We start from the raw sequence: 19,475 nt of genomic DNA on the forward strand, positions 1-19,475 counted from the left end.
GTCTTCCCTGAGGAGACCCGAAATGGCAACTCTCAACCGCCTCGCCGGCGAGACTTCCCCCTATCTGTTGCAGCACGCGGCCAACCCGGTCGACTGGCTGCCGTGGAGCGAAGAAGCCCTGGCGCTGGCGCACACCGAGGACAAGCCGATCCTGCTGTCGATCGGTTATTCGGCCTGCCACTGGTGTCATGTGATGGCGCACGAATCCTTCGAGGACGAGGCCGTCGCGGCGGTGATGAACCGGCTGTTCGTCAACATCAAGGTCGACCGTGAAGAGCGTCCCGATCTCGACCAGATCTATCAGACCGCGCACCAGATGCTCACCGGGCGCGCCGGCGGCTGGCCGCTGACGCTGTTCCTCACGCCCGACGGCACGCCGTTCTATGGCGGCACCTACTTTCCCAAGGAGGCGCGTTTCGGCCTGCCCGGCTTCGTCGAATTGTGCGAGCGCGTCGGGGAGATCTGGCGCACGCGCCGGCATGACATCGAAGCGCAGAACCGTGAGTTGCGGGCGGCGTTGCAGCGTCCCACCCCGACTCATACCTCATCCCTGGACGACCGCCCCATCCATGCCCTGCGCGCGCTGCTCTTGGGCAGCCTGGACCGGGATTTCGGCGGCTTTGGCAGCGCGCCGAAGTTTCCGCACCCGACCGATCTCGCCTTTCTGCTCGCCCGCAAGGGCGACGCGCCCGCGCAGGAAGCCGCCTTATTCACCCTGCGCTCGATGGCGCAAGGCGGCATCCATGACCAGCTCGGCGGCGGCTTCTATCGCTACAGCGTCGATGAACGCTGGGAGATTCCACACTTCGAGAAGATGCTCTATGACAACGCGCAGTTACTCGCCCTCTACGCCGCTGCCTTCACGCTGACCGGCGAGCCGTATTTCCGGGAGGTGGCCGAAGGCATCGTCGGCTGGCTGCTGCGCGAAATGACCCATCCCGAAGGCGCCTTCTATTCGTCGCTCGATGCCGATACGGAAGGCGAGGAAGGCAGGTTCTACCTCTGGGATCGCGCCGAGGTCGCCCGCCTGCTCACGCCCGAAGAGTCGGCGCTGGCGATACGGCACTGGGGGCTCGATGAGCGGCCGAATTTCGAAAATCGCTCCTGGCATCTGAAAATTGCCCAGCCGCTCGCGGCGGGCGAAGCAGCCTTGCGGGACAGCGCGCGCGCCAAGCTCTTCGCCGCGCGCAAACAGCGCGTCCGCCCCGGCTGCGACGACAAGATCCTGACGAGCTGGAATGCGTTGATGATCGCTGGGCTCGCCCATGCGGCACGACTGCTCGATCGGCCGGAATGGCTGGCCCACGCGCGCCGGGCGCTCGACTACCTGCAGGCGCGTCATTGGCGGCATGGCCGGCTGCTCGCCACCTCGCGTGATGGCCAGGCCCATCTGCCCGCCTATCTCGATGACTACGCCTTCCTGCTCGTCGCGCTACTCGAAGCGTATGAAACCGACCCCCACGCGGAGGATCTCGATTTCGCACGGCAACTCGCCGATGTCTTGCTGACACACTTCGAGGACCAGGAAAACGGCGGCTTCTTCTTCACCGCCCACGACCATGAAAACCTGATCCAGCGCCCCAAGAGCGCATACGACAACGCCCTGCCTTCCGGCAATGGCGTCGCGGCACGCGCCTTGCAACGGCTTGGCCAACGAGTCGCCGACATCCGTTACGAGCTGGCCGCGCGGCGCACCCTGCAAGCCTTTGCTGTGCAGATGCAAACGCAACCGGCGGGCTGCGCGACGCTGATCATGGCGCTCGAAGCCGAGCTCGCCGTCAACCCGCCCGCCTGCGACGGCGTTAGTTGCAGTGTGCCGGCGGCCGGATGAGCCCCCCCAGGCGAATTTTCAAAACCGGCGATTTCGGCTACACTGGCGCGCGGATTTTTCCCCAAACTCAACGAGAAAGAGGAACGAAGCAATGAAACTGATCAAACTGGTCGCCCCCGCCCTGATCGCCGCCGGCGTAATGGTTTCCGCTCCCGCGCTGGCTAACCTCGAGCTGGCCAAGAAGAGCAACTGCATGTCCTGCCACCAGGTCGACAAGAAGCTGGTCGGCCCGTCCTATCAGGATGTCGCCAAGAAATATGCCGGCGACAAAGATGCCGTCAAGAAGCTCAGCGAGAAGGTCAAGAAGGGCGGCAAGGGCGTCTGGGGTGAAGTGCCCATGCCGCCCAACGCCGCCGTCAAGGATGCTGACATCGAAACCCTGGTGAAGTGGATCCTCGCCGGCGCGAAGTAATCCCTGCGTCACGGTTTTGGCTATGAACGGGGAGCCGCGGCTCCCCGTTTTCATTGCCTCACGACGTCGCGTCCACGCCGCTTTCCTGTCCTTGCGTCGCCGGAGCATCCGCCAGCAGGATCAGGCGGGCGATCTCGGCAGTGGAATGCACGCCGAGCTTTTCCATCGCGTTGTGGCGGTGCACCTGCACGGTCTTGTCACTGATCGAGAGCTTTCGCGCAATGGTCTTGTTGCACTCGCCGGCCGCCAGCAGCTCGGCGACCTCACGCTCGCGGAGGGTCAGAGAAGCCAGCCGCGTCCGCGCCGCCTCGATGCTGGAACGCGTCATGCATTGCTGGATGCTGAAACGCACCGCGCGGCCGACGGCGTCGAGCAGCACATGATCCTTGCACGGTTTTTCGAGGAAATCGATCGCCCCGCGCTTCATCGCCTGCACGGCCATCGGCAGGTCGCCATGCGCGGTGAGGAAAATCACCGGCAGACAGATGTCCTGCGCACGCAGCTGGCGCTGCACCTCCAGGCCGCCCATGAGCGGCATCATCACGTCGAGCACCAGGCAGCCCGGCAGCCTGCGATCGAAGGCGGCAAAGAACTCCTGCGCACTGGCGCAGGTGCGAGTGTGCCAACCCGCAGCGTCGAGCAAAAAGTTGAGCGAGTCGCGCATCGCTGCGTCGTCGTCGACGACATAGATCACGGCATCTCGTTCGTTCATGCGTTCTCCTCCTCCGGCAGCCAGAAGCTGGCGCACACGCCGTCACCCTCATTGTGCAGGTTCAGAATGCCGCCGTGGGATTCGACGATTCCCTTGCTGAGCGACAAGCCAAGCCCCAGGCCTTCCGGCTTGGTGGTGAAAAACGGTTCGAACAGCCGCGCGTGTTGTTGATCGTCCAGCCCGCCGCCCCGGTCGCGCACCGCGACACGGCAGCCGTTCTGCTCGGTCACCAGAGACACCTCGAGCGGATCGCCGGGGTTACCCCGCGCTCCTTGAGCATCGAAGGCATTCTGCAACAGGTTGAGCACGACCTGCTGGATCTGGATCGCATCGGCCCGCACCCGGACCCGTTCGGCGTCGCTTTCCGCCCACCAACTGATGCGGGCGGGCGGGCAGGCCGCCCCGAACAGCTCGACCGCCTCCCTGACGAGGGGCGCCAGCGCCAGCGTTTCCACACTGCCGCCGCTTTTGCGGGCGAAGGCGCGGATTTTCTCGATGGTCTGTGCCGCGCGCGTGCTCTGGCGTTCGATTTCCCGGCAGACATGCTGCAAAGGCTCCGCCTCCACTCGCCCGGCGGCGATGCGCCGCTCGATCCCGCGCGCATAGTTGGCGATCGCCGCCAACGGTTGTTTCAGTTCGTGGGCAATGGCACTCGCCATGCCGCCGAGGATCGCCATGCGCCTCGCATGTTCGAGCTCGCTCTGCCTCTCGCGCATCGCCGCCGCCAAACGCTCTTTTTCCGCATGCATCTCGCCGAGCTCGCGGGTGCGGCGCGTGACCAGATAATCGACGCGCACGGCATGGATGATGAGGGCGAACAGCAGCACGGCGACGACGCTGAGGCCGATGCGATGCCGCTGGATCAGCGCCGCCAGGGTCTCTTCCTGCAAGCTCGCATAGCGGCCAATGCCCAGATCGCGAAACAGATCGTCGACGATGTCGTAATGCGCCGGCGTCGACCATTGATTGCCGTTCGGCGAACGCGGCATTTCCAAAAGTGCGATCGCCACCCGCTTGGCGAGCCCTGGATCGGTATGCGCGAGCGCGGCGAACGGCCAGTCGGGATAGAGCCGCGAGGAGGTCTGGCAGGCAAAGCCGGGAATTTGTCGCGGCGAGAGTACGCGTAACGCACCGGGCTCGATTTCTCCGCTGGCGACCATCTGCTCGATCAGGCAGGTCTTGACGATGCCGGCATCGGCCTTGCCGTCCCGGACGGCACGGGCGATCGACTGGATCGGAAAACCGACGAATTCCAGGCGCCCCAAATCGCTTTCCGGATCGACGCCGGCCAGCTTCAACTCGCGCGCGGCGATCTGGTAACAGCAAAAGGCCTCGGGGCTGGCAGCCAACAGATGTTTGCCGCGCAGATCGGTGAGCTCGGCGAGCGATGAATCCGCGCGCACGATCACCGCCGAGCCGACGGCTTGCGCCGGTGAAAGACCGAGCGGCGAATCGAGGGTCACCAGACGCGTGAGACCGTCACTGTGCTCAAGCTCACTGTAATTGCCTGCGTTGGTGATGACGAAGTCGACGCTGTGTTCCTTGACCGCCTGGCGCAGGCCCGGATGATCGAGGCCAACGAGGATGAATGCGAATTCCGGCAGCCGCCGGTCGAGCCAGTCGAAGACGTAGGCCCATTCCTGTTCGGCATTTTCGATGCCCTTGTCGGCGAGCACCGCGACGCGGACCGGCTGACGTTTTGCGGCGTGGAGACTATCCGACGGCCCGGCTTGCGCGCAGAGCGGTAGGAGGAACAGCCACACGGCGCATATCACAAAACTCCGGGACAGTAAATTGGGCAAATCGAGTACCTCGTTTGGGGGATCGACCAATATCCATCTTCGATCGGCCTGCTTATATTGCCAAAAAAAGAAACTATGCACCTGAGGCGCATTCCGGCAATCGGCACCCGCGGAGGATGAAAACCCCATGCGCAAAAATAAACACCCGCCCCCCTTCGCCCCCCTCTCGGGGGGTTCCCATTTGCGCGGCGTTGCCGCGAGTGTTGGCTGCCGTCAAGGAAACGAAGGGCAACGCACTTTTTGCTTTGTATTTCACGTTAAACGTTTTCAACCAACGGAGGAGGGGAAAACATGAGTACCGCGAAAGAAACGGGCTTCCTGGGCAAGCTGCCCGGCGCGCTGCCCGGCCTGGCGCTGCTGATCGGCACGATGGTGGTGATCCGGCTCTGGGTCGAGCCCTGGATGGCCAACGCCGTGGTCTTTGATCAGAAAGGCTGGCTGATCAAGGTCACGCACCTCAATTACATCCTGCTCGGCATCATCATGGGCATGCTCTACCGTAACGTGCTCTTCGGCGGCAAGCTGCCGGAAATCTTCGCCGACGGGTTCAGACTGTCACGCTTGTTCATCAAGACCGGCATCATCCTGCTCGGTTCGCTCTATACCGTGCAGGCGATCGTCAAGCTCGGCGCGCTGGCGATCTTCCTGATCGGCGGCTTCGTCGTGCTGTCCATCGTGATGGTGCTCTGGCTCGGCAAACTCTTCGGCATGGAACGATCGATGACCGGCGTGATGGCCAACGCCTGTTCGATCTGCGGCGTCTCGGCGGCAGTCGCCACCGCGCCGGCGGTCGAGGCCAAGGCGACGCATGTGGCCTATGCGATCGCCACCATCCTCGGCTTCGGCATCCTGACGATGTTCATCAGCCCATTCATCGGTCATGCACTGGGACTCAACGATCTGCAATACGGCGCCTGGGTCGGCACCGGCATCCTCAACTCGGGCCAGGTGCTCGCCGCCTGTCTCGCCTTCAATCCGAACGTCGCCCCGGGCACCGCGGTATCGGTCGGCGAAATCTGGAACATCATGCGCGTGATCTCGATCCCCTTCGCGGTATTCGCCGTCACCGTCTGGTACTGGGCCGGCCACGAGCAGCCGCAGGGACAACGCAAGTCGCTGGGCACCTTGCTCGTCGAGAAATTCCCGGTGTTCGTGCTCGGTTTCCTCGGCATGGTACTGCTCACCAGCATCGGCGCCTTCGGTGACGTGGGCATCAAAGGCGGACCGCCGGCCTCCGCGACGATCAAGATGATCCGCGACTGGATGCAGTGGATCTTTGGCATCGGCCTGGTCGGCATGGGGGGCTACATCGACTTCAAGGAACTCCGCCAGGCCGGTGGCACGCCGCTCAAGGTCGGACTGATCGTCGGTGTCACCAAGTATGTGCTCGCGCTGGTCGTGGTGCTGTTGATCCGCGACTATCTCGTCGAAATCTGATCCCGAGGAGGACATCATGGCAGAAGTGAAAATCGGCTCCGAAACCGTGGCCAGCGCCAGCAAAGGCAAGATGACGCTGTTCCGTGACGACCGGCAGGAAGACTGGGGGGCGATCGTCTTCAGCATCCTGATCATCGCCGTCATCGTCCTCTTGACGATGAAATGAACGCGGCACGTCCCATCGCCGTCGCCGTCGATGGTTCGCCGGCCAGCAATGCCCCGCTCGCGGAGGCATTGCGGCTGGCGCAGGCCGGCAACCGGCCGCTCATCGGCATCTTCGTGCTCGATACCGGCTGGGTGGATTACATCGGCAACGACTGGCAGTCCGCCGCAGGCGCGCGCCAAGGCTTTCTCGACTACATTCGCGATCAGCTCGAAACCCAGGCCGAAGCTGCCCGCGCGCAGTTCGCTGCGGCGACACGCGATCATCCCGCGGCACACTTCACGGTGATTCCCGGCGACCCGCTCGAAACACTCTGCGAGCTGATGGCGCGTGGCGAGGCCGAGACGCTGATCGCGGGCAGAGAAGCATTTCAGGTCTGCGGCCGGCCCAGCGTCAAGACGCTGGCGCGTGATCTGGCACAGCGCGTGCCGTCACTGCGCATCGTCTGATCCGCTTCATCTTGAGGACGTGACGCGATTTGACACGCGCAATGGCGCGCGCCACAATCAGCCACTCTTTCACCGAACAACGACAAGCCAAGAAGGAGCCGCTCCGATGAACACCTCTCTGAAAGTCCTTTCGCTGTCCGTCGCCACCGCCCTCGCGATGCTGGGCTGCGGCAAGAAGGAGGAAGCGCCGAAACCCGCCCAGCAGGCTGCGGCGCCCGCTCCTGCCGCGCCTCAACCGGTCACCGTCAAGATCGGCCATGTCGGCCCGCTGACCGGGGGCATCGCCCACCTCGGCAAGGACAACGAAAATGGCGCCCGCCTGGCGGTCGACGAGGCCAACGCCGCCGGCATCAAACTCGGCGGCGCACCGGTCGTCTTCGAGCTGTTGCCCGAAGACGACCAGGCAGACCCGAAGATCGGCAACACGGTCGCCCAGAAGCTGGTCGATGCCAAAGTCGTCGGCGTCGTCGGCCACCTCAATTCCGGCACGACGATCCCCGCCTCGGCGATCTACAACCAGGCCGGCATCCCGATGATCTCGGGTTCCTCCACCAACCCGGCGCTGACCGAGCAGGGCTTCAAGAACGTCTTCCGCGTCGTCGGCCGCGATGACCAACAAGGCCCGGCGGTCGCCAACTACCTGATCGCCACCGCCAAGCCCAAGGTCGCGGCGGTGATCGACGATGCCACCGCCTATGGCGAGGGGCTGGCCAACGAGGTCGAAAAGACCCTCAAGGCCGCCGGCGTCACGGTGCTGCCGCGCGAGAAGGGCACCGACAAGACGGCGGACTGGAAGGCCGTGCTGACCAAGATCAAAGGCAAGAAGCCCGACGTCGTGTTCTATGGCGGCATGGACGCCACCGGCGGCCCGCTCCTGAAGCAGGCGCGCGAGCTGAAGATCGGAGCCGTGTTCAGCTTCGGCGACGGCGCCTGTACCGACAAGATGGCGGAGCTCGCCGGCGCCGCCGCCGAGGGACTGATCTGCTCGCAGGCCGGCATTCCGGTGCAGGCGGCGGGCAAGAAGTTCCTCGACGCCTACAAGGCCAAGTTCAACATCGACCCGATCCTCTACTCGCCCTTCACCTACGATGCGGCCTGGCTCTTGATCGAGGCGATGAAGAAGGCCGATTCCGCCGATCCGGCCAAGTACCTGCCGGCGCTGCAGTCGATTCAGTATGACGGCGCCTCGGGCCACATCGAGTTCGACGAGAAGGGTGACCGCAAGGATGCCGAAATGACCATCTTCACGATGAAGGACGGCAAGGTCACCCCGCTGGCGATCATCAAGGGCGGCAAGTCGCTGACGCTCGCCGAATACGCCGCCCAGTCCGCCGCGAAGTAAGCCGGCATCTCACCCCACCCGCAACGGCGCCCGTCGGTTTTCCACAGGGCGCCGTTGTTGCGTCTGCCGTATCATCCGCGCCCGTGGAAATCTTTCTCCAGCAAATCATCAATGGCCTGACCACCGGCAGCGTCTATGCCATCGTCGCGCTCGGCTACACGATGGTTTACGGCGTGATCCAGCTGATCAACTTCGCCCACGGCGAAGTGGTGATGGTCGGCGCGATGACCGCCTTCACGGTGATCATGGCACTGGTTGGTGCCGGTGTGCCGTTGCCGCCGGCGCTGATCGTGCTCGCCGGCGTGCTCGCCGCGATTCCCGTCTGCATGGCGATCGGCTATGCGCTGGAGCGTCTCGCCTATCGACCGCTCAGGCATGCCCCACGGCTGGCGCCTTTGATCACGGCGATCGGCATGTCGATCATCCTGCAACACGTCGCGCTGCTGATCTGGGGCCGCGATCCGCGCGCCTTTCCGCAGATCATGGAAAACGCCAGCTTCGCGATCGGCGGCGCGGCGATCAGCACGGTGCAGATCGCCATCATCCTGCTCTCGCTCCTGATGATGGCCGGCCTCACCTGGTTCGTCTATCGCACCAAGTTCGGCATCGCGATGCGCGCCACCGCCGAAGACGTGCGGGTCGCCGCGTTGATGGGCATCGATGCCAACCGCGTGATCGCCGCCACCTTCGTGATCGGCGCCGCACTGGGCGCCGTCGCCGGCGTGATGGTCGGCACCTACTATGGCATCGCCCATTACACGATGGGCTTCACCCTCGGCCTGAAAGCCTTCTCCGCCGCGGTGCTGGGCGGCATCGGCAACCTCGCCGGCGCGATGGCGGGCGGCATTCTCCTCGGCCTCGTCGAGGCGCTCGGCACCGGCTACATCAGCGAGATCAGCGACCTGTGCCGCTGGCCGCTGGTCGGCGACCTCATCACCGAGCGCTGTGCCGCCGACGGCCACGTCATTCTGTTCGGCAGCAATTACCAGGACGTGTTCGCCTTCCTGGTGCTGATCCTCGTCCTCGTCTTCCGGCCCTCGGGTCTACTCGGCGAGCGCGTCGCGGAGCGAGCATGAAACGCCACGTCGTCGGCATCGCGCTCATCGCCTTGGCCCTGCTGGCCCTGCCGCTGGTGCTCACCCAGATCGGCACCGCCTGGGTGCGCATCACCAATCTGGCGATCCTGTTCGTGTTTCTCTCACTCGGCCTCAACATCGTCGTCGGCATGGCCGGCCTGCTCGATCTGGGTTATGTCGCTTTCTATGCCGTCGGTGCCTATACCTGGGCACTCTTGGCTTCGCCGCATTTCGATCTGCATCTGCCGTTCTGGGTCATCCTGCCACTGGGCGCCCTATTCGCCGGCGTCGCCGGTGCCGTGTTGGGAGCGCCGACTTTGCGCCTCAGGGGCGACTATCTGGCGATCGTCACGCTGGGTTTTGGCGAAATCGTGCGCATCTTCATGAACAATCTCTCGGCGCCCTTCAACATCACCAACGGGCCGAAGGGCATCTCGCGCATCGACGGTTTCAAGATCGGTGATTTCAGTTTCACCCAGACCGACACGCTGTTCGGCATCGCCTTCACCGGTCCGGCCAAGTATTACTACCTGTTGTTGCTGCTGCTCCTCGGCGTCATCGTCGTCAATCTGCGCCTGCAGAATTCGCGCATCGGCCGCGCCTGGGTGGCGATCCGCGAAGACGAGATCGCCGCCAAGGCCTGCGGCATCAATACGCGCAACGTGAAGCTGCTCGCCTTCGCGATGGGCGCCACCTTCGGCGGTATCGCCGGCGGCATGTTCGCGGCGATGCAGGGTTTCGTCAGCCCGGAGAGCTTCGTGCTCAACGAATCGATCATGATCCTGGCGATGGTGGTGTTGGGCGGCATGGGCAATGTCTGGGGCGTGATCGCTGGAGCGTTGCTGCTGTCCTTCGTGCCCGAATTCCTGCGTTACTCGGTCGAGCCATTGCAGCGCGCCGTGTTCGGCCGCATGCTGATCGATCCCGAAGTGCTGCGCATGCTGCTGTTCGGCATCGCGCTGGTGCTCACCATGCGCTTCCGTCCCGCCGGCCTGTGGCCGGAAAAGCGCCACAAACGCGAGATGAACGAGGCTGCAGAAGGGGCTGGTGCATGACGGCGCAGTCCCCGGTGATGCTCGAAGCACGCAACATCAGCAAGCGCTTCGGGGGCGTTGCGGCCCTCAAGGAGGTCTCGCTCACCATCCGCAGCGGCGAAATCTATGGCCTGATCGGGCCGAACGGCGCAGGCAAGACCACCTTCTTCAACGTGCTCACCGGGCTCTACCAGCGCGACAGCGGCGACGTGTTGTTCCTCGATCAAGCGCTCGATCTTTCGAGCCCCAACCGCGTCGCGGCCGCCGGTATCGCCCGCACCTTCCAGAACATCCGCCTGTTCGGCAACATGACGGCGCTGGAAAACGTGATGGTCGGCCGTCACGTGCGCACCCATGCCGGCGTGTTCGGTGCCATCCTGCGCACCGCTAGGCAGCGCGCCGAAGAAGCCGCAATCAAGCGCCGCGCCATGGAATTGCTGCATTACGTCGGCATCGCCCACCGCGCGCACGATCTCGCGCGTCACCTCTCCTATGGCGACCAGCGCCGCCTGGAGATCGCCCGCGCCCTGGCCACCGAACCGAAGCTCCTGGCGCTCGACGAGCCGGCCGCCGGCATGAATGCCACCGAGACCGCGGGCTTGCGCCAGCTGATCGAAGGGCTGCGCGCCGATGGCCTGACGGTGCTCCTGATCGAACACGACGTGAAGCTGGTGATGGGTCTGTGCGACCGTGTCGCGGTGCTCGACTATGGCGTGAAGATCGCCGAGGATATTCCGGCGGTGGTGCAGAAAAATCCAAAGGTCATCGAGGCCTATCTCGGAGGGGGCGTCGCCTGATGCCACTGCTGGACGTACTCAATCTCGAAGTCCATTACGGCGGTATCAGTGCGGTGAAGGGTATCTCCTTTGCCGTCGAGGAAGGCGAGATGGTCTGCCTGATCGGTGCGAACGGCGCGGGCAAGACCTCGACGCTCAAGGCGCTGGCACGCATGATTCCCTCCAGCGGCGAAATCCACTACCGGAAAGAACGTCTCGATCGCCTGCCGAGCCATGCGCTGATCAAGAAGGGATTGGCGCTGGTGCCGGAAGGGCGCGGCATCTTCGCGCGTCTGACGGTGGCCGAGAACCTCGCGATGGGCGCCTATCACCGCCATGACCAGGCCGGCATCGTCGCCGATCTGGAGCACGTCTATGGTCTGCTGCCACGTCTCAAGGAACGCGCCGAGCAACTCGCCGGCACCCTTTCCGGCGGCGAGCAGCAGATGCTGGCGATCGGCCGTGCGCTGATGGGTCGACCGAAACTGCTGCTGCTCGACGAACCGTCGATGGGACTGGCGCCGCTGATGGTCGAAAAGGTCTTCGAGGTGATCCGCGCCGTCGCCGCCGAGGGCGTGACGATCTTCCTCGTCGAGCAGAACGCCCGGCTCGCGCTCGCCACCTGTGCGCGCGGCTATGTGATGGAAAGCGGCAAGATCACCCTCGCCGACACCGCCGATAGATTGCTCGCCGACCCGCGCGTACGCGCCGCCTATCTGGGCGAGTAAGCGATTACACGGGAACCCGCGTGGCGATCGTCTTGATGATCCCCCGCAGGTTTTCGAGCAGATGATCGCGTCTGGCCAGCATCTCGGGCAACAGCCCACGCGCCGTGACGAAATCATCGCGTTCGATCAGCGTGACGATCCGGCGGCCGAGTGCGTGGATTTCCTCATGGCGGGCGTCGATGGCCGCGAATTCCGGCAACTTGCCGTACCGTCTGCGGCCTTCGCCATGCAGCCAGATGCCGAAGCGGCAGGCTCGCGGATCGAGCGGGATCTGTTCGGCCCGATACGGTTCACGTTTCTCGACGCACGCCACCAGTCTTTCAACCCAGCGGCGATGGTCGACCGCGGCGGTGATGAGCGGCAGGTCGGTGCGCGGCAGCACATGTCCAGAAGCCTCGCGCAGCGCAGCATGCGGTTGCCAGGCGGCAATCCAGCCGGGCAGCGCCGCAGGCGGCATCGGCCGTGCGATGCCATAGCCTTGTACCCGATCACAACCGAGATGCAGCAACATCAGCGCATGATCGAGGGTCTCGACGCCCTCGGCGATCACCTCGTCGCGGAAGGCCGTCGCCAGTCCGAGCACCCCTTCGACGATCGCCAGATCGTCCGGATCGTGCAGCATGTCGCGCACGAAGGACTGGTCGATCTTCAACAAATCGATCGGCAGCCGGCGTAGATAGGCGAGTGATGCATAGCCGGTGCCGAAGTCGTCGAGCGCGAATTTCACGCCCAGCGCGCGACACTGCTCCATGCGTGCCGAGACGCCGGCGACATCTTCGAGCGCCGCCGATTCCAGAACTTCGAGCTCGAAGCGCTGCGGCGGTGCCTGCGGATGACGCGCCAGCGCCGCGGCAAGGAAGTCCGCGAAGGCAGGCTGTTGCAGATGCACCGCCGGCAGATTGATGCTGATGCCGATGTCGAGCCCCTGTGCCTGCCAGGCTTCCAGCTGCGTCAGCGCCGTATCGATCACCCATGCCGAGAGACGGATACTGAAATCGCGATCCTCGGCAGCGAGGGGGAGGAATTCGGATGGGCCAAGCAAACCGTGTTCCGGGTGCTGCCAGCGCAGCAGCGCTTCCACGCCGATGATGCGCATCGCGCGCAGATCGGCCTTCGGCTGGTAGTAAAGACGAAACTCGCCGTCTTCCAGCGCACGGGCGAGACGATCGAGGGCTTCCCGCCGCGCTTGTGTGTCGCGATCCTCGCTGGCGTCGAAGACGTGATAGCGGTTGCGCCCGGACTGCTTGGCGATATACATCGCCTGGTCGGCGTGACGGATCAGCGCATCGGCGGCGGCATCATCATCGGGAAAGAACGTGACGCCGATGCTCGCCGAGAGGGTCACATGCTCGCCATCGATCGGATAGGGCTGCGCCAGCGCGGCGAGGACCCGCCTCAGCAGATGCAGATGATCGCTCGTGTCGTTCGTACCGGACAGCACCAGCACGAATTCGTCGCCGCCCAGCCGCGCGATGGTGTCGGTTTCGCGCAGAGTCGTGCGCAGACGGTTGGCGACTTCGACCAGAACGAGATCGCCGACGGCATGCCCCCAGGTGTCATTGACTGGCTTGAAGCCGTCGAGATCGAGCAGCGCAACGGCGACACGACCGCCGTTGCGACGCGCCAGCGCCAGCGCCATCGTCAGGCGGTCGGCGAGCAGTGCCCGATTCGGCAGCTGGGTGAGCGTGTCGTAGTGAGCGCGTTTGATGAGACTGTCGGCCATGCGATTGAAGGCATCGGCGAGTCTGGAGAGCTCGTCGGCGCCGGACAGGGAGATGCGCGTGTCGAGCCGGCCAGAGGCCAGGCGCTGAGCGGCGCGTTCGAGCGTGCCAAGCCGGCGCGTGAGCCAGAAATCAAGGGGCAACAAGAGGGCGAGGCCGAGCAGGATGCCGATGAAGCCGATTTTCAGTAGCTCGGTGGTCAGGTGCTCACGCGCCTGCGCGATGAAGTGGAGCGCAATGCCGTAATGCAGCTCGCCAAGCGTCTGACCGGCGTATTCGATCGGCACGTGCACATGCCGCACGCCGTCTCGCTCTTCGCCAGACGGCGGCAATGCCACCTCGGCCGGCCAGCCGACTCGCGCGATCGTCCTTCCCTGGTGATCGAGAATCACCATATGCGTCACGGTCCCCTGGGCAACGAAGCGCTCGGCGCTGCCTGCCAATGTCGCGTAATCGCGCTGCGCGAGCGGTAACGCGAGCGAGGCGGAAAGCAGCGTGTCGGTGCGCGCCACATGCGTCTGCAGCTGGCCGCGCAACTCTTCTTCGAGCAGGGTCCAGGTCTTCCAGACCAGCAGCCCGAGGAGGACGAGGAGCGCCGCCAGCGTCATGATGGCCAGCTTGGCGCGAAACGAGAAATGGGCGAAGCCGATCTGCATCTTCACGGACGATTCATGGCTGGCTCATCACGCGCCGCGTCTCCGGCAGGAAACGATCGAGCACGGCGAGCGTTTTCATCTCGGGCAGAGCGAATCCCATCTGACCGGATTCCTTGCCGAAGCGACGTCCTGCGGCGCTGTCACTGAATTCCAACGCCGCCTGCCTGATCGATTCCGGCGACGGCAGATCGGCGGCCGGCCGCATCATCAACATGCCGCCCGGCAGCGCTTCGGAGCGATACAGGATTTGTAATGTGTCGCGCAATTCGGCGGGCAGATCCGGCCAGGCCACATCCGGACAGGCCGCGGCGGCGGCCTCGCCGAGCGCCACTGCCTGGACGGCGTTGAACGGCGTCTTTTCGGTGCGCAAAATCACATCGCTGCCAGGCTCGAGGCCACTCTCGCGCAACACGGCCGCAGCCACCTGGGCGGTCACCGTGAGCGGGTCGATCGTCGCCACCGTCTTGCCGCGCAGGTCGGCAAGCTGGCGCATCGGCCCGCCCTTTGCCACCACCAGGTAAATCCTCAAGACCGCCTTGGCGACCGCCAGCACGAGATGGTGGCGATCGCGATGCGTCTGCCAGCCGGGGCCGGGACCGATGAAGTAGATGTCGAACTCGCCGTCGAGCGCGCGACGCTGGAAGGTCTTGAAATCGGGCGCGGTCGACAGCGCGACCGGCCGCTGGAAGACCGCCGCGAAATGTGCACGCAACGGCTCGAAGATGGTCAGCAGTCGGGCAGTCGGCAGATAGGGCACGACGCCGAATTCGAGCGGCCGCTCCCGGGCGAGTGGCCCGGCACCGCGGCTCTGACGGGCGAGCACGGCCAGCGCCACGCCCAGCGATGCCGTGAGCATGCACCGGCGCGTTGGGTCGATTTCGGGCCTCCTCCCTGCCATGACGGCCTCCGCGTGAAGAATCGGAATTCCGTAATCATAGCCGGAATTGCGCGGAAGGCACCTGCCAGGGGTGCCGTGCTGCCAGCGCCGACTTCCGGGGGTCTATTGACTACTTCGCCGCATAGGAAAACACGTCGGCGAAGAATTCCTCCGGCGGCAGCCCATGCGCGACGAAATCGCGCTGCGCCGCCTCGCACATCGCCGGCGCGCCACAGACATAAGCCTGATAGGCCGAGAGGTCGGGATGGTCGGCGAGCACGGCCTCATGGACCAGGCCGCTGCGGCCTGGCCAGTCGGCGTCCGGCTCGGAGAGCACCGGTGTGTAGGCAATGCCGTTTTCCCGTGCCCAGCGCTCGGCCAGCGCGTTCAGGTAGAGACCGGCACGGTTCTTCGCCCCCCAGTAAAGCTGCATGGGGCGTTTGATCCCGATGTGGAGCGCATGCTCGATCAGGCCCTTGATCGGCGCGAAACCGGTGCCCCCGGCGACGAGCAAGATCGGCTTGGTGGAATCCTCGCGCAGAGTGAAGCTGCCGAACGGCCCTTCGATGCGCAGGATGTCCTTTTCCTTCATCTTCGTGAACACATGTTCGGTGAAATTGCCGCCCGGAATGTGGCGCACGTGCAGCTCGAGCAGGTCGTCGGCGTGCGGCGCATTGGCGAGCGAGAAGGCGCGGCGCTTGCCATCGGGCAGCAGGAATTCGATGTATTGACCGGCGAGGAACTGCAAGCGCTCGTTGGTCGGCAGCTTGAGATGAATCACCATCACGTCGGGGGCGACGCGTTCCAGTTTCTGCACGCGGCAGGGCAGGGTTTTCACCGGAATGTCCAGGACGCTGGCGACCTCATGCACCTCGACGGTCACGTCGGTGAGCGGCTTCGCGCAGCACAACAGCGCCATGCCGGCGACACGCTCCGCGGCCGGCAGCGCGCTTTCCTGGGCGGCGCCGAGATCGACCGTCCCCCCGAGCACCTTGGCCTTGCAGGCGCCGCAGGCGCCGTTCTTGCAGCCGTAGGGCAGGTTGATGCCGGCATCGAGCGCGGCTTCGAGGATCGTGGCGCCGTCCGCGACGCTGAAAGAGTGGCCGCTGGGCTGAAGGGTGACTTGATGAGCCATGCGATAATCGTCCGGTGAGAAAAAGAAGATTGTTGATCGTCGGTTGCGGGGATGTCGTGCGGCGCGCGCTGCCCTGCCTCGCGCGTCGCTGGCAGATCACCGCGCTGGTGCGCCACTACGACCCCGGCCTTAGTAGCCACGGGGTACGGCAGATCGTCGGCGATCTCGACCAACCGGAGAGCCTCGCGCGGCTCGCAGGCCTCGCCCACGCGGTGCTGCACAGTGCGCCGCCCCCCGGCGAAGGCAACGACGACCCGCGCACCCGTCATCTCCTCGCAACGCTGGGAAGAGCGCGGAGTCTACCACGCAGGCTGGTCTACATCAGCACCAGCGGCGTGTATGGCCCCTGCGGTGGCGAACGTGTCACCGAGACACGCCGCCTGGCCGCCGCCACCCCGCGCGCGCGCCGCCGTGTGGCGGCGGAAACCCGGCTGCGTGCCGCCGGCCGACGCGGCATCCGGGTCAGCATTCTGCGCGCGCCCGGCATCTATGCCGCCGACCGGCTACCGCTGGAACGCGTGCGACGCGGCGATCCGGTGCTGCTCAAGGACGAGGACTCCTTCACCAACCACATCCACGCCGAAGACCTCGCCGCCGCCTGTTGCGCGGCGCTGGAGCGCGGCCGGCCGAACCGCAGTTACAACATCAGCGACGACTCGGACATCCGCATGGGTGACTGGTTCGACAAGCTCGCCGATGCGTTCCGGCTGCCCCGCCCGCCGCGCGTGACACGCGCCGAGGCGCAGACCCGTCTGTCGCCCCAACTGCTGTCCTTCATGAACGAGTCGCGCCGGCTCGACAACACGCGCATGAAGCGCGAGCTGCGGCTGAAACTTCGCTATCCCACTGTCGATGCCGGCATCGAAGCTGCCTCGAGGAATCCGCCATGCTGTGGCTGAAAGCTTTTCACATCTTCTTCGTCGTCTCCTGGTTCGCGGGACTGTTCTATCTGCCGCGCATCTTCGTCAATCTGGCGATGGTGCCGATAGAGAGCGCGCCCGAGCGCGAACGCCTGCTCGTGATGGCCAGAAAGCTCTACAAATTCGTCACGCCCATCGGCCTGCTGGCAGTCATCACCGGCCTTGCCCTGTGGTTCGGTTTTGGCTTTTCCGGTGGCTGGCTGCACGTCAAGACCACGCTGGTCGTCGGCCTGCTCGCCTATCACTTCTACTGCGGCCATCTGCTGCGGCAGTTCCAGGCGGGCAGCAATACGCATTCGCATGTCTGGTATCGCGTCTTCAACGAGCTGCCGGTGCTGGTGCTGCTCGCGGTCGTGATCCTCGTCGTGGTGAAACCGTTTTGAGGCGCAGGGCCGTTCCTGACCGCGAGCACGGTGACCGCGCAGAACGCGGCAGCGGCGACGCCGTGCCGCCCCAAGCCGGGGCGGCACGCGCCGGAGGCGCAAACCGCGACGCAGCGGCTTTGATGCCACCCTCATTTTCAGGCGCCGCAAGGCGGCGCGTGCTGATAAGAACCCCCCGCGAGGGGGGCGAAGGGGGGAGGGCCGATATCAGCAAACACACGGCAGCGCCGCCGACGGGCCGCCCCGAGGCGGCGCGGCATGCGCAGCAAGGCGCAAACCGCGACGCAGCGGCTTTGATGCCACCCTCATTTTCAGGCGCCGCAAGGCGGCGCGTGCTGATAAGAACCCCCCGCGAGGGGGGCGAAGGGGGGAGGGCCCATTTCTTCGCCACCTGTCCGCGCGGGCTGGAGGCGCTGTTGGCGGAAGACATCATCGCCGCCGGAGGCACGGAAGTAGCTGTAACGCCCGGCGGCGCGGGATTTTCGGGCAGCCAGGAAACCTGCTACCGGCTGAACCTCCATTCGCGCATCGCCACGCGGGTACTGTGCCGTCTCGGAAACAGAGAGTGTCAAAACGAGCAGGACATCTATCGGCTGGCCTACGGGATCGCCTGGCCGAAACTGTTCGATGTCTCACGCAGCATCCGCGTCCATGTCACCGCGGTCAAGGCGCCGTTCCGGAGCCTCGAATACCTCACGCTGAAGGTCAAGGATGCCGTCTGCGACCGTTTCCGCGCCGATGTTGGCCGCCGGCCCGACGTGAATACCGCCGCGCCCGACGTGCGCATCCACCTCTACGTCACGGCCAATGAGGCCACGCTCTATGTCGATACTTCGGGCGAACCGCTCTGGCTCAGAGGCCAGAAGATCGCCAAGGTGGCAGCGCCGCTCAAGGAAAACCTCGCTGCCGGCATCCTGCGCTTGAGCGGCTGGACGCCGGGCACCCCGCTGCTCGATCCGATGTGCGGTTCGGGCACCCTGCTGCTCGAAGCCGCCGGGATGGCGCTCGATGACGCCCCGGGCTTGTCGCGCGCGATGAAGGATTTCGGCTTCACGAAACTGCTCGACTATCAGCCGGCACTGTGGAAGCGGCTGTGCACCGAGGCGGCCGCACGCCGCCAGACAGCGGAGAAACTACCCATCTGGGGGGCGGACAACGACGCGGATGCCGTGGCGCGCGCGCGGCAGAACCTCGCCCATGCCGGCCTCGATCGCCTGATCGAGGTGAAACACGCCGACATTCTCGACCTCACTCCACCGGCGCCGAGCGGCGTGCTGGTCAGCAACCCACCGTATGGCGAGCGGCTCGGCGAGCTCGACGCGCTGGCGGCTTTCTATCCGCGCCTCGGCGATGCGCTCAAAAAGCGCTTCGCCGGCTGGTACTGCTGGTTTCTCTCGGCGGATGCGCGCCTGCCTAAGCTGATCGGCCTGCGGCCGGATCGCAAAATTCCGCTCTTCAACGGCGCGCTCGAGTGCCGGCTCTATGGCTTCAGGATCGTCGCCGGCAGCGCACGCAAATGATGGCTATTTGCTGAACAGGGGCAGGAGGTACTGCCAGACGAGATACAGAACGAGCAGGACGATCGCCAGCTTGCCCACCATGGAGAAGAACCCGCCGCTGCTTTCTCCGCTGTGCTGAACGTGGGTCACCGGCTGAGGCTTGACACCGATCTCCCGCTCTTCGCGGGCGATGCCGTCCCGCGCCACGAGGGGATCGAGCGGGTCGCCCAGATCCGCGCCGCGGTCCTGTTTGTCGACCTTTTGATAAGCCTCGCGCAGTGGTATCTGCAGTTTGCGCGCGAGATCGATGGCGCGGATCAGCTTGTTGATCTCGGCGAGGAACAGCAATTCAGCCGTCACCTCGACGGGGAAACCGCTGCGTTGGCCATCGCGCGTATCCGTCATCAAGTGCGTGATGTACTGGTCGAGATCGTGGGTGCCCCACAGCATGCAGATGCGATTGCGCACGTGCGGGAAGGCTTCGATGGCGCTGGCTTCGCTGGCTGGCTTCATGGTCGGGCG

The 19,475-nt window shown here is 64.9% G+C and carries 19 protein-coding genes; 13 read left to right on the top strand and 6 right to left on the bottom strand.

Annotated features, from left to right (window positions below):
- Nucleotides 1-22 precede the first annotated feature (22 nt).
- Both M52SOB_RS12260 and M52SOB_RS12265 read left to right on the top strand, forming a co-directional pair.
- Entirely contained in the window at nucleotides 23-1,831 is a 1,809-nt protein-coding gene (locus M52SOB_RS12260) for a thioredoxin domain-containing protein (RefSeq protein ID WP_131112068.1), read from the top strand.
- Nucleotides 1,832-1,922: 91 nt separating this feature from the next.
- Nucleotides 1,923-2,243 carry a c-type cytochrome gene (locus M52SOB_RS12265; protein WP_131112069.1) on the top strand — a complete coding sequence of 107 codons (321 nt, stop codon included), beginning with the start codon at nucleotides 1,923-1,925 and terminating at the stop codon, nucleotides 2,241-2,243.
- 58 nt (nucleotides 2,244-2,301) lie between these two features.
- On the opposite strand, the gene M52SOB_RS12270 is transcribed toward M52SOB_RS12265, so the two are convergent.
- Together M52SOB_RS12270 and M52SOB_RS12275 are read right to left on the bottom strand one after the other, a co-directional pair.
- Nucleotides 2,302-2,955, bottom strand: coding sequence for a response regulator transcription factor (locus tag M52SOB_RS12270; protein ID WP_131112070.1), 654 nt, complete (start codon nucleotides 2,953-2,955; stop codon nucleotides 2,302-2,304).
- Entirely contained in the window at nucleotides 2,952-4,718 is a 1,767-nt protein-coding gene (locus M52SOB_RS12275) for a sensor histidine kinase (protein WP_172601838.1), read from the bottom strand. The genes M52SOB_RS12270 and M52SOB_RS12275 overlap by 4 nt, the downstream gene beginning before the upstream one ends.
- A gap of 330 nt (nucleotides 4,719-5,048) precedes the next feature.
- Here M52SOB_RS12275 and M52SOB_RS12280 point away from each other — a divergent pair, with 330 nt between their 5' ends.
- From M52SOB_RS12280 to M52SOB_RS12310, 8 genes are all read left to right on the top strand, one after another.
- Nucleotides 5,049-6,194 (top strand): YeiH family protein, encoded by a 1,146-nt coding sequence (locus M52SOB_RS12280; RefSeq protein WP_131112072.1) that lies wholly within the window; start codon nucleotides 5,049-5,051, stop codon nucleotides 6,192-6,194.
- Nucleotides 6,195-6,210: 16 nt separating this feature from the next.
- Nucleotides 6,211-6,360 (top strand): hypothetical protein, encoded by a 150-nt coding sequence (locus M52SOB_RS13975; RefSeq protein ID WP_172601839.1) that lies wholly within the window; start codon nucleotides 6,211-6,213, stop codon nucleotides 6,358-6,360.
- The gene (locus M52SOB_RS12285) at nucleotides 6,357-6,806 is read left to right on the top strand and encodes a universal stress protein (protein WP_131112073.1); all 450 of its coding nucleotides are present in this window, start codon (nucleotides 6,357-6,359) and stop codon (nucleotides 6,804-6,806) included. The genes M52SOB_RS13975 and M52SOB_RS12285 overlap by 4 nt, the downstream gene beginning before the upstream one ends.
- A 106-nt stretch (nucleotides 6,807-6,912) precedes the next feature.
- Entirely contained in the window at nucleotides 6,913-8,148 is a 1,236-nt protein-coding gene (locus M52SOB_RS12290; RefSeq protein ID WP_131112074.1) for a branched-chain amino acid ABC transporter substrate-binding protein, read from the top strand.
- Nucleotides 8,149-8,231: 83 nt separating this feature from the next.
- On the top strand, nucleotides 8,232-9,224 hold the full coding sequence (locus tag M52SOB_RS12295) for a branched-chain amino acid ABC transporter permease (protein ID WP_131112075.1): 993 nt from the start codon (nucleotides 8,232-8,234) through the stop codon (nucleotides 9,222-9,224).
- Nucleotides 9,221-10,279, top strand: coding sequence for an ABC transporter permease subunit (locus M52SOB_RS12300; protein WP_131112076.1), 1,059 nt, complete (start codon nucleotides 9,221-9,223; stop codon nucleotides 10,277-10,279). The genes M52SOB_RS12295 and M52SOB_RS12300 overlap by 4 nt, the downstream gene beginning before the upstream one ends.
- Nucleotides 10,276-11,055, top strand: coding sequence for an ABC transporter ATP-binding protein (locus tag M52SOB_RS12305; RefSeq protein ID WP_172601840.1), 780 nt, complete (start codon nucleotides 10,276-10,278; stop codon nucleotides 11,053-11,055). Before M52SOB_RS12300 ends, M52SOB_RS12305 begins: the two co-directional genes overlap by 4 nt.
- A 5-nt stretch (nucleotides 11,056-11,060) precedes the next feature.
- Complete coding sequence (locus M52SOB_RS12310) at nucleotides 11,061-11,762, top strand: ABC transporter ATP-binding protein (protein WP_131112541.1); 702 nt, start codon at nucleotides 11,061-11,063, stop codon at nucleotides 11,760-11,762.
- Between the two features lie 4 nt (nucleotides 11,763-11,766).
- On the opposite strand, the gene M52SOB_RS12315 is transcribed toward M52SOB_RS12310, so the two are convergent.
- The 3 genes from M52SOB_RS12315 to M52SOB_RS12325 form a co-directional block, all read right to left on the bottom strand.
- Entirely contained in the window at nucleotides 11,767-14,139 is a 2,373-nt protein-coding gene (locus M52SOB_RS12315) for an EAL domain-containing protein (protein WP_284155246.1), read from the bottom strand.
- 13 nt (nucleotides 14,140-14,152) lie between these two features.
- On the bottom strand, nucleotides 14,153-14,995 hold the full coding sequence (locus M52SOB_RS12320; RefSeq protein ID WP_172601841.1) for a phosphate/phosphite/phosphonate ABC transporter substrate-binding protein: 843 nt from the start codon (nucleotides 14,993-14,995) through the stop codon (nucleotides 14,153-14,155).
- A 151-nt stretch (nucleotides 14,996-15,146) separates the two neighbouring features.
- Nucleotides 15,147-16,151 carry a CDP-6-deoxy-delta-3,4-glucoseen reductase gene (locus M52SOB_RS12325; protein WP_131112079.1) on the bottom strand — a complete coding sequence of 335 codons (1,005 nt, stop codon included), beginning with the start codon at nucleotides 16,149-16,151 and terminating at the stop codon, nucleotides 15,147-15,149.
- Nucleotides 16,152-16,165: 14 nt separating this feature from the next.
- Between M52SOB_RS12325 and M52SOB_RS12330 the strand changes: the two genes are divergently transcribed.
- From M52SOB_RS12330 to M52SOB_RS12340, 3 genes are all read left to right on the top strand, one after another.
- On the top strand, nucleotides 16,166-17,050 hold the full coding sequence (locus tag M52SOB_RS12330; RefSeq protein WP_131112080.1) for an NAD-dependent epimerase/dehydratase family protein: 885 nt from the start codon (nucleotides 16,166-16,168) through the stop codon (nucleotides 17,048-17,050).
- Nucleotides 17,038-17,454, top strand: a complete 417-nt coding sequence (locus tag M52SOB_RS12335; protein WP_131112081.1) for a CopD family protein — start codon at nucleotides 17,038-17,040, stop codon at nucleotides 17,452-17,454. The genes M52SOB_RS12330 and M52SOB_RS12335 overlap by 13 nt, the downstream gene beginning before the upstream one ends.
- Nucleotides 17,455-17,786: 332 nt before the next feature.
- A complete protein-coding gene (locus M52SOB_RS12340; protein WP_284155108.1) occupies nucleotides 17,787-18,974 on the top strand; it encodes a THUMP domain-containing class I SAM-dependent RNA methyltransferase in 1,188 nt (395 codons plus the stop codon).
- 3 nt (nucleotides 18,975-18,977) lie between these two features.
- Here M52SOB_RS12340 and M52SOB_RS12345 read toward each other — a convergent pair whose 3' ends face one another.
- The gene (locus tag M52SOB_RS12345) at nucleotides 18,978-19,466 is read right to left on the bottom strand and encodes a hypothetical protein (protein WP_131112083.1); all 489 of its coding nucleotides are present in this window, start codon (nucleotides 19,464-19,466) and stop codon (nucleotides 18,978-18,980) included.
- Nucleotides 19,467-19,475 lie beyond the last annotated feature (9 nt).

Source organism: Sulfuricystis thermophila (assembly GCF_004323595.1).
GTDB classification, from domain to species: Bacteria; Pseudomonadota; Gammaproteobacteria; order Burkholderiales; family Rhodocyclaceae; genus Sulfuricystis; species Sulfuricystis thermophila.

Excerpts from the sequence above, each read along its gene's own strand:
- M52SOB_RS12260 (WP_131112068.1), top strand. The coding sequence starts at position 23 with ATGGCAACTCTCAACCGCCTCGCCGGCGAGACTTCCCCCTATCTGTTG.
- M52SOB_RS12265 (WP_131112069.1), top strand. The coding sequence starts at position 1,923 with ATGAAACTGATCAAACTGGTCGCCCCCGCCCTGATCGCCGCCGGCGTA.
- M52SOB_RS12270 (WP_131112070.1), bottom strand. The coding sequence starts at position 2,955 with ATGAACGAACGAGATGCCGTGATCTATGTCGTCGACGACGACGCAGCG.
- M52SOB_RS12280 (WP_131112072.1), top strand. The coding sequence starts at position 5,049 with ATGAGTACCGCGAAAGAAACGGGCTTCCTGGGCAAGCTGCCCGGCGCG.
- M52SOB_RS13975 (WP_172601839.1), top strand. The coding sequence starts at position 6,211 with ATGGCAGAAGTGAAAATCGGCTCCGAAACCGTGGCCAGCGCCAGCAAA.
- M52SOB_RS12285 (WP_131112073.1), top strand. The coding sequence starts at position 6,357 with ATGAACGCGGCACGTCCCATCGCCGTCGCCGTCGATGGTTCGCCGGCC.
- M52SOB_RS12290 (WP_131112074.1), top strand. The coding sequence starts at position 6,913 with ATGAACACCTCTCTGAAAGTCCTTTCGCTGTCCGTCGCCACCGCCCTC.
- M52SOB_RS12300 (WP_131112076.1), top strand. The coding sequence starts at position 9,221 with ATGAAACGCCACGTCGTCGGCATCGCGCTCATCGCCTTGGCCCTGCTG.
- M52SOB_RS12305 (WP_172601840.1), top strand. The coding sequence starts at position 10,276 with ATGACGGCGCAGTCCCCGGTGATGCTCGAAGCACGCAACATCAGCAAG.
- M52SOB_RS12315 (WP_284155246.1), bottom strand. The coding sequence starts at position 14,139 with ATGCAGATCGGCTTCGCCCATTTCTCGTTTCGCGCCAAGCTGGCCATC.
- M52SOB_RS12320 (WP_172601841.1), bottom strand. The coding sequence starts at position 14,995 with ATGCTCACGGCATCGCTGGGCGTGGCGCTGGCCGTGCTCGCCCGTCAG.
- M52SOB_RS12325 (WP_131112079.1), bottom strand. The coding sequence starts at position 16,151 with ATGGCTCATCAAGTCACCCTTCAGCCCAGCGGCCACTCTTTCAGCGTC.
- M52SOB_RS12335 (WP_131112081.1), top strand. The coding sequence starts at position 17,038 with ATGCTGTGGCTGAAAGCTTTTCACATCTTCTTCGTCGTCTCCTGGTTC.
- M52SOB_RS12345 (WP_131112083.1), bottom strand. The coding sequence starts at position 19,466 with ATGAAGCCAGCCAGCGAAGCCAGCGCCATCGAAGCCTTCCCGCACGTG.